This window comes from Xanthobacter sp. BG11Y11_SDJG (assembly GCF_057364445.1).
Genome location: NZ_JBNFNU010000193.1, coordinates 1 through 7,703, shown reverse-complemented (window position 1 = coordinate 7,703; position 7,703 = coordinate 1). Strand labels below are relative to the sequence as shown.

Annotated in this window: 8 protein-coding genes and 1 pseudogene; 5 read left to right on the top strand and 4 right to left on the bottom strand. The window is 68.1% G+C overall.

Translation table 11 applies throughout. The features are described from left to right. Nucleotides 1–74 precede the first annotated feature (74 nt). The gene (locus AC2W7M_RS15395) at nt 75–965 is read left to right on the top strand and encodes a carbohydrate ABC transporter permease (protein WP_486133107.1); all 891 of its coding nucleotides are present in this window, start codon (nt 75–77) and stop codon (nt 963–965) included. 154 nt (nt 966–1,119) lie between these two features. Next, nucleotides 1,120–1,623 (top strand): TIGR00645 family protein, encoded by a 504-nt coding sequence (locus tag AC2W7M_RS15390; RefSeq protein ID WP_486133106.1) that lies wholly within the window; start codon nt 1,120–1,122, stop codon nt 1,621–1,623. A 21-nt stretch (nt 1,624–1,644) separates the two neighbouring features. On the opposite strand, the gene AC2W7M_RS15385 is transcribed toward AC2W7M_RS15390, so the two are convergent. Both AC2W7M_RS15385 and AC2W7M_RS15380 read right to left on the bottom strand, forming a co-directional pair. After that, nucleotides 1,645–2,037 (bottom strand): MBL fold metallo-hydrolase, encoded by a 393-nt coding sequence (locus AC2W7M_RS15385; RefSeq protein ID WP_486133105.1) that lies wholly within the window; start codon nt 2,035–2,037, stop codon nt 1,645–1,647. Between the two features lie 26 nt (nt 2,038–2,063). After that, nucleotides 2,064–2,432 (bottom strand): MBL fold metallo-hydrolase, encoded by a 369-nt coding sequence (locus tag AC2W7M_RS15380; protein WP_486133104.1) that lies wholly within the window; start codon nt 2,430–2,432, stop codon nt 2,064–2,066. A gap of 316 nt (nt 2,433–2,748) precedes the next feature. On the opposite strand from AC2W7M_RS15380, the gene AC2W7M_RS15375 reads away from it, so the two are divergent. The 3 genes from AC2W7M_RS15375 to AC2W7M_RS15365 all read left to right on the top strand — a co-directional run bounded on the left by AC2W7M_RS15375 (nt 2,749) and on the right by AC2W7M_RS15365 (nt 6,478). Then, a complete protein-coding gene (locus AC2W7M_RS15375; RefSeq protein ID WP_121625865.1) occupies nt 2,749–2,886 on the top strand; it encodes a DUF3096 domain-containing protein in 138 nt (45 codons plus the stop codon). Between the two features lie 529 nt (nt 2,887–3,415). Next, nucleotides 3,416–6,073: a pyruvate, phosphate dikinase gene (gene ppdK / locus AC2W7M_RS15370; protein ID WP_486133103.1), complete on the top strand. Its 2,658-nt coding sequence runs from the start codon at nt 3,416–3,418 to the stop codon at nt 6,071–6,073. Nucleotides 6,074–6,226: 153 nt separating this feature from the next. Further along, nucleotides 6,227–6,478 (top strand): GlsB/YeaQ/YmgE family stress response membrane protein, encoded by a 252-nt coding sequence (locus AC2W7M_RS15365; RefSeq protein WP_486133102.1) that lies wholly within the window; start codon nt 6,227–6,229, stop codon nt 6,476–6,478. Between the two features lie 12 nt (nt 6,479–6,490). Here AC2W7M_RS15365 and AC2W7M_RS15360 read toward each other — a convergent pair whose 3' ends face one another. Next, nucleotides 6,491–7,264 carry a fumarylacetoacetate hydrolase family protein gene (locus tag AC2W7M_RS15360; RefSeq protein ID WP_486133101.1) on the bottom strand — a complete coding sequence of 258 codons (774 nt, stop codon included), beginning with the start codon at nt 7,262–7,264 and terminating at the stop codon, nt 6,491–6,493. Nucleotides 7,265–7,557: 293 nt separating this feature from the next. Further along, nucleotides 7,558–7,703 (bottom strand): annotated as a pseudogene (locus AC2W7M_RS15355) (succinate--CoA ligase subunit alpha); the annotation flags it as partial.

Here is a 7,703-nt window from a genome sequence, read left to right as displayed (position 1 = left end):
GACCCTCCCCTCCCCCTCCACCCCCGGCCCCTCTCCCGCAAGGGGAGAGGGGAGAGCGTCCCGAGGATCGCCCGATGAGCCAGTCGACCACCGACCACCTCACCGACAATTCCACCGGCATGAGCTATCTGGACAGCCTGCCGCGCCGGATCGTGACGGTGTTCCTGCCGCTGCTGATCTTCGTCTTCGTGCTGCTGTTCCCGTTCTACTGGATGGCGATCACGGCGGTGAAGCCGAACTTCCAGCTGACCGACTACAACAACTTCTCGCCGCTTTGGGTGGTGGAGCCGACGCTCGACCACATCAAGTATCTGCTGTTCGAGACCTCCTATCCGGCCTGGCTGTGGAACACGATCTTCATCTCGGTGGCGGCGACCTTCATCTCGCTGGTCACCTCGGTGTTCGCCGCCTATGCCATCGAGCGCCTGCGCTTCCACGGCTCGCGCTGGGTCGGGCTCGGCATCTTCCTCGCCTATCTGGTGCCGCCGTCGATCCTGTTCATCCCGCTCGCCATCATGGTGTTCGGCATCGGCATCTACGACACCAAGCTGGCGCTGATCCTCACCTATCCCACCTTCCTCGTGCCGTTCTCCACCTGGCTGCTGATGGGCTATTTCCGCTCGATCCCGTTCGAGCTGGAGGAGTGCGCGCTGGTGGACGGCGCCTCGCGCTGGCAGATCCTGATCAAGGTGCTGCTGCCGCTCTCCGTGCCGGGGCTGATCTCGGCCGGCATCTTCTCGTTCACCCTGTCGTGGAACGAGTTCATCTACGCCCTCACCTTCATCCAGTCGTCGGAGAACAAGACCGTGCCGGTGGGCGTGCTCACCGAGCTGGTGCGCTCGGACGTCTATGAGTGGGGCTCGCTCATGGCCGGCGCGCTGATCGGCTCGCTGCCGGTGGTGATCCTCTATTCCTTCTTCGTGGACTACTACGTCTCGTCCATGACCGGAGCCGTGAAGGAGTAGCCGGCGGCCGGCGCCGCCGCGGCCTACCGCTGCCGCCTTGCGGGCGGCCCATGCGGCGCGCGGTCCCGCTTGCCGTCCGGCGCGCGTCATGGCACCCCTTCGGCGAGGGGTGCGGCGCATCATGCGCCGCGCGCGGGCTTCGGAGTGGGGGGCGATGATCGAGCGTGCGATCGAAGCGGTGCTGTTCCGCAGCCGGTGGATTCTGGCGCCCTTCTATGTCGGCCTGGTCGTGGCCATGCTGGTGCTGTTGTTCAAGTTCGGCCACGAACTCCTGCACTTCGTGCTGCACGCGGTCTCCGCCACCGAGAGCGACGTCATCCTCGGCATCCTGGCCTTGGTGGACCTCACCTTGACCTGCAACCTCGTGGTGATCGTGATCTTCTCCGGCTACGAGAACTTCGTCTCCAAGATCGACCCCGCCGGCCATCCCGACTGGCCGGAATGGATGACGCGGGTGGACTTCACCGGCCTCAAGCAGAAGCTCCTGGCGTCCATCGTCGCCATCTCCGCCATCCAGCTGCTCAAGGCCTTCATGAACCTGGACAAGGGTCACATGAGCGAGAACACGCTGATGTGGCTGGTCATCATCCATGGCGTGTTCGTGGGATCGAGCCTGCTGCTCGCCTGGTCGGACAAGCTCACCGCGGACAAGCACTGACCGCGGCCGCCGACCGCCGCCTCATCTCCCCGGCAACACGAGGATGGTGGGTTCCTTCGGCAGGCTCTCGCGCGAGAGCAGCACCACCGGCTCGGCCGAGCGCTCGATCTTGTAGCCCTGGCCGAGCCGGGTGAGGAAGCGGTCCAGTCCCCAGGTGCTGAAGTAATGCATGGGGATGACCAGCGGCGCGCCGATCTCCTTCAGCACCTCCACCATGCCCTCCAGATCCAGCGTGTAGGAGCCGTCCACCGGCGCCAGCACCACGTCGATGCGCCCCAGCGCCTCGATGTGCTCCGGCGTCAGCAGGTGGTGCAGATGGCCGAGATGGGCGATGCACACGCCGGCCACCTCGAACACGAACATGGAATTGCCGTCATAGAGCGTGCCGGAGCCGCGGCGGATGTTGGTCGGCACGTTGCGGATCCACACGTCGTCCAGCGTCAGCTCGTGGTTCGCCGCCCCGCCGTCGGGTTCCAGCCGCGCAGCACGTGGGCGATCCCGGGGTCGGGGAAGTCGGTGTAGTGGGTGTCGTGCGCCCGGTTCATGGTGACGACCTGGGGCACGATGGCCGGGCGCACATAGTCGTTGTAGTCGGTGGCGATGGTCACGCCCGCCGGGCTCTCGATCAGAAACGTGGCGTGGCCGATGAAGGACAGGCGCACATTGCCCGAGGCCTCGGCCACCCGCAGCACGGAGGCGCGCACGCCGGTCGGGTCCGAGGCGGCGAAGCGCAGCGGCGCGGTCTCCGCCACCATGCGCGGGCACTTCTCCGGCTGCGCCGCGGTGCCGGTCGAACCGAAGGCGAGCATGGCGCCGGCCAGCGCCAGCGCCGAAAGCGGGGCGGCCGGCAGCCGCCAGAGGAAGCGAAGGGTCGCATGGGGCGCGGCGTCCTGTGCGGCAGGGTGTCGGAACGTCAGGCGATTGTGGCGCCTCCCCGCGCCCGCGCAACGCGCGCGCCGTCACAGCAGCGTGAAGGAACGCAGGTTATGCCGCGCGCGTCGTGGCTGGGGACGGCCGGCGCCGCCGGCCGCTCCGCGGTTGCGGGCGGGGCGCGGCTGTGACTTGCTGGCCGCATGCGGCGAACCCGCCCCGGCGTTTGCCGCCGAACCACGGGAAGAGCACGTCATGTCCATCAATCTGGTGCTGGTTCAGCCTTGGGTGGCGCTGGTGGCGGGAATCCTGATCCTGCTCTTCCCGCGCCTGCTCAACATCATCGTCGCGGTGTACCTGATCGTGGTGGGGCTTTCGGGCATCATCCGCTGAGGCGGCACGGCATTTTGCGATGCGCCGGAGCGTTGCGTTCTGCCGCCGCCGACCGCCTTCGCCGCCCTCGCCCCACTCACCGCCGTCGCCCTCCGACTTGATCGGAGGGCCCATGCTGCGGCCGGGCGCCCTGCAAGGAACGTGGCGTGGATGCTCCGATCAAGTCGGAGCATGACGGCAGTGAGGGATTTCAGCGCCCGGCTCCTCCTCACCGTCATGCCCCGGCGCGTCGGGGCATCCACCGGCCCGCGCCGGGCGGCGCGAAGTGCCGGGCGCACGCCCGGCCGCTGAGTGAATCCCCCGCACAAGGCGGGGGATGACGGTTGGCGCGAATCCCGAAGCCGCGCCGGGCCGCGCCGCATTCAATCTTCCAATCTTCCGTTGCGGCAGTTCGAATCCGGCCCCCTGCGCGCCGCGATGCCGCGCATCCGGCCAAAAGGAGATTCCTTCCTCCAGTTGATGCATGCTGCGCTGCGAGCTAAACCATCGGCCCATCGCGACCTGCCCCACCCTTCAAAGGGACCAGCACATGACGAAATGGGTCTACACCTTCGGCGATGGCAAGGCCGAGGGCAAAGCCGACATGAAGAACCTTCTCGGCGGCAAGGGCGCGAACCTCGCCGAGATGTCCAACCTCGGTTTGCCCGTGCCGCCCGGCTTCACCATCACCACCGAGGTGTGCACCTATTATTACGCCCACGGCGAGACCTATCCCGCCGAGCTGAAGGGCGACGTGGAGAAGGCGCTGGCCGAGGTCGGCCGGCTCGCCGGCAAGTCGTTCGGGGATGCCGCCAACCCGCTGCTGGTCTCGGTGCGCTCAGGCGCCCGCGCCTCGATGCCGGGCATGATGGACACCGTGCTCAATCTCGGCCTCAACGACGAGACCGTGGAAGCGGTGGCCAAGCTCGCCGACCGGCGCTTCGCCTATGACAGCTACCGGCGCTTCATCACCATGTATTCCGACGTGGTTCTGGGCGTGGAGCACCACCATTTCGAGGAGATCCTGGAGCACTACAAGCTCCAGAACGGCTTCACCCTCGACACCGACCTCGGCGCCGACGACTGGGCCGCGCTGGTGGTGGAGTACAAGAAGAAGGTTCAGGCCGAGCTCGGCAAGCCCTTCCCGCAGGACCCGCACGAGCAGCTGTGGGGCGCCATCGGCGCCGTGTTCGGCTCCTGGATGAACGCCCGCGCCATCACCTATCGCCGCCTGCATGCCATTCCGGAGAGCTGGGGCACGGCGGTGAACGTGCAGTCCATGGTGTTCGGCAACATGGGCGAGACCTCGGCCACCGGCGTCGCCTTCACCCGCAACCCCTCCACCGGCGAGAAGGCGCTCTATGGCGAGTTCCTGGTGAACGCCCAGGGCGAGGACGTGGTGGCGGGGATCCGCACCCCGCAGGACCTCACCGAGAAGGCGCGCAAGGAAGCCGGCTCCGACAAGCCCTCCATGGAGTCCGCCCTGCCGGAGGCCTTCAAGGAGTTCGAGCGCATCTCCAACGCGCTCGAGAACCACTATCGCGACATGCAGGACCTCGAGTTCACGGTCGAGAAGGGCAAGCTCTGGATGCTCCAGACCCGCTCCGGCAAGCGCACCGCCAAGGCGGCGCTGCGCATCGCCGTTGAGCTGGCGCGCGAGGGCCTCATCAGCGAGCAGGAAGCGGTCGGCCGGGTGGATCCCGCCGCCCTCGACCAGCTGCTGCACCCCGCCATCGATCCCAAGGCCGAGCGCAAGGTGATCGCCACCGGCCTGCCCGCCTCGCCCGGCGCGGCGGCGGGCGCCATCGTGTTCTCCGCCGACGAGGCCGAGGCCATGAAGGAGAAGGGCCTCAAGGTCATCCTGGTGCGCGTGGAGACGAGCCCCGAGGACATCCACGGCATGCACGCCGCCCAGGGCATCCTCACCTCGCGCGGCGGCATGACCTCGCACGCCGCCGTGGTGGCGCGCGGCATGGGCAAGCCCTGCGTCTCCGGCGCCGGCGCGCTGCGCATCGACTACAAGGCGCAGACGCTCACGGTGGCGGGCGAGACCTTCAAGAAGGGCGACACCATCACCATCGACGGCGGCACCGGCCAGGTGCTGAAGGGCGAGGTGCCCATGCTCCAGCCGGAGCTGTCGGGCGAGTTCGCGACCCTCATGGGCTGGGCCGACAAAGTCCGCAAGCTCAAGGTCCGCGCCAATGCCGAGACCCCGACGGATGCCCGCATGGCCCGTTCGTTCGGCGCCGAGGGCATCGGCCTGTCGCGCACCGAACACATGTTCTTCGACGCCGGCCGCATCCTCGCCGTGCGCGAGATGATCCTCGCCGACGACGAGGCCGGCCGCCGCTCGGCGCTGGCCAAGCTCCTGCCCATGCAGCGCGACGACTTCGTCGAGCTGTTCGAGATCATGAAGGGCCTGCCGGTCACCATCCGCTTGCTCGACCCGCCGCTGCACGAATTCCTGCCGCACACGCCGGAGGAGACGGCGGAGGTGGCGAACAGCCTCGGCGTGGACATCGAGCGGGTGGAGCGGCGCTACAAGGACCTCCACGAGGTGAACCCGATGCTCGGCTTCCGTGGATGCCGCATCGCCATCGCCTTCCCCGAGATCGCCGAGATGCAGGCCCGCGCCATCTTCGAGGCGGCGGTGATCGCCGCCAAGAAGACCGGCGAGATGGTGGTGCCCGAGGTGATGGTGCCGCTCATCGCCACCAAGGCGGAGTTCGACATCGTCGACAAGGTGATCCGCGACACCGCCGCGGCGGTGGAAAAGGAGACCGGCGCCACCCTCACCTTCCAGGTGGGCACCATGATCGAGCTGCCCCGCGCCGCGCTGCGGGCCGAGGAGATCGCCCAGGGCGCCGAATTCTTCTCCTTCGGCACCAACGATTTGACCCAGACCTGCTTCGGCGTCTCGCGCGACGATGCCGGTACCTTCCTCGGCCCCTACGTCCAGAAGGGCATCCTGGAGGTGGACCCCTTCGTCTCCATCGACGTGGACGGCGTGGGCGAACTGGTGAAGATCGGCGTCGAGCGCGGCCGCAAGTCGCGTCCCGACATCAAGCTCGGTATCTGCGGCGAGCATGGCGGCGACCCGGCCTCGGTGACGTTCTGCCACGAGGTGGGGCTCGACTACGTGTCCTGCTCGCCCTTCCGCGTGCCGATCGCCCGCCTCGCGGCGGCGCAGGCGGCGCTGAAGAAGTAAGCGCGGCGCACCCTACCTCTGCGAAAAGGCCGCCTTCGGGCGGCCTTTTTTGCTGCGTGCCCGGCAAAGACGCGAGCGTGACCGGAACCGTTGCGGGCCTGCGTCGTTTCCCCTGCGCAGCCCCGTCACGGGCGCCAGCAGCAGAGGAACACCATGGAAGAAGCGCAAGTGGGTTGGATCGCCGCCATCATCATCGGTGGCTTTGCCGGGTGGTTCGCCTCCATGTTCATGAAAAGCGACACCGGCCTCTTCATGAACATCCTGCTCGGCATCATCGGCGCCGCGGTGGCGAGCTTCCTGTTCGGCCTCGTGGGCGTCAGCTTCGGCGGCTGGCTCGGCTATCTGTTCGCCGGCTTCGTCGGCGCCTGCATCCTCATCTGGGGCGTGCGGGCGGTCAGGTCCTGACCGCCCTCCGCCTCACTGCACGAAGGTGTTGGTGAGGCGGCCGATGCCGTCGATCTCGACCTCGATGGTGTTGGTGGGCTCCTTCATGGAGCCCACGCCCACGGAGGTGCCGCAGGCGATGAGGTCGCCGGGGTTCAGCGTCATCTCGCGCGAGAGCATCGCCACCAGCCGCGCCGGCGGGAAGATCATGTCGGCGAGCGGATAGTTCTGCCGCTCCTGCCCGTTGAGGATGGTGCGCACCCGCGCCGCGGCGGGGTCGAAGCCGGTGACGATCCATGGGCCGAACGGGCCGTAGCCGTCCACCCCCTTGGCGCGCGCCCACTGCGGGAAAGTGGGGTCGCGGTTGAGGATATCGGCGGCGGTGATGTCGTTGACCACCGTATAGCCGAAGATGCCGGCCGCGGCCTCGTCCTCCGAGGCATCGGCGAGGGTGCGGCCGATGACGATGCCGAGTTCGCCCTCATAAACGGTCTTGCCGTCATAGGTCGCGGGCTTGCGCACCACCGCGCCGGGCGCGGAGACCGAGGTGGTGGCCTTCAGCAGCCACAGCGGCTCGGCCGGCTCGGCCACCTTCAGCTTGGCGGCGAGGTCGTGGAAGTTGTTCCAGAGCGCGACGATCTTGGACGGCACGCACGGCGCCTCCAGCGTCACATCGGCGAGCGCGAGGGTGGCGCCGGTGGGCGTCGCGCCGGTGAACATGCAGCCGTCGTGAACGGCGATGGTGTCGCCGTCGAGCGTGCCGATCTGCGTCGCGCCCTGGTGGGAAAAGCGCAGCCAGGTGGTCATGGGTGTTTCCTCTGGGTGGTTTGTGGGCGCCGGTTTCTCGCTCTCCGCGTCATGCCCCGGCTTGTCCGGGGCATCCACGGCACCGCCAAAGCCGCCTTGGGAGACAGGAGCGTGCCGGTGGAAGAGTGAATCCCCCGGACAAGCCGGGGGATGACGGCGGTTATTCCGGCGCAGCGCTTCGCCGAATGCGGCTGTTCCTGTCGAAGCAAGTGCCGGTTTCGCCGAACTTTCCCCTGGGTCCCGGATCGGCGCTCCGGCTGGCGCCGTCGCTGGTCCGGGGCACGGGGCATACCTCAGCCCTTGAGCACCTCGACGAGTGTCTTGCCGAGGCGCGCCGGGGAGGGCGACACGCGGATGCCCGCGGCCTCCATGGCGGCGATCTTGTCCTCGGCGCCGCCCTTGCCGCCGGAGATGATGGCGCCCGCATGGCCCATGCGGC

Bases quoted from the DNA above. Each gene is read 5' to 3' on its own strand.
- AC2W7M_RS15395 (WP_486133107.1), top strand. From the start codon at position 75: ATGAGCCAGTCGACCACCGACCACCTCACCGACAATTCCACCGGCATG.
- AC2W7M_RS15390 (WP_486133106.1), top strand. From the start codon at position 1,120: ATGATCGAGCGTGCGATCGAAGCGGTGCTGTTCCGCAGCCGGTGGATT.
- ppdK (WP_486133103.1), top strand. From the start codon at position 3,416: ATGACGAAATGGGTCTACACCTTCGGCGATGGCAAGGCCGAGGGCAAA.
- AC2W7M_RS15360 (WP_486133101.1), bottom strand. From the start codon at position 7,264: ATGACCACCTGGCTGCGCTTTTCCCACCAGGGCGCGACGCAGATCGGC.
- AC2W7M_RS15375 (WP_121625865.1), top strand. From the start codon at position 2,749: ATGTCCATCAATCTGGTGCTGGTTCAGCCTTGGGTGGCGCTGGTGGCG.
- AC2W7M_RS15365 (WP_486133102.1), top strand. From the start codon at position 6,227: ATGGAAGAAGCGCAAGTGGGTTGGATCGCCGCCATCATCATCGGTGGC.
- AC2W7M_RS15380 (WP_486133104.1), bottom strand. From the start codon at position 2,432: ATGCTCGCCTTCGGTTCGACCGGCACCGCGGCGCAGCCGGAGAAGTGC.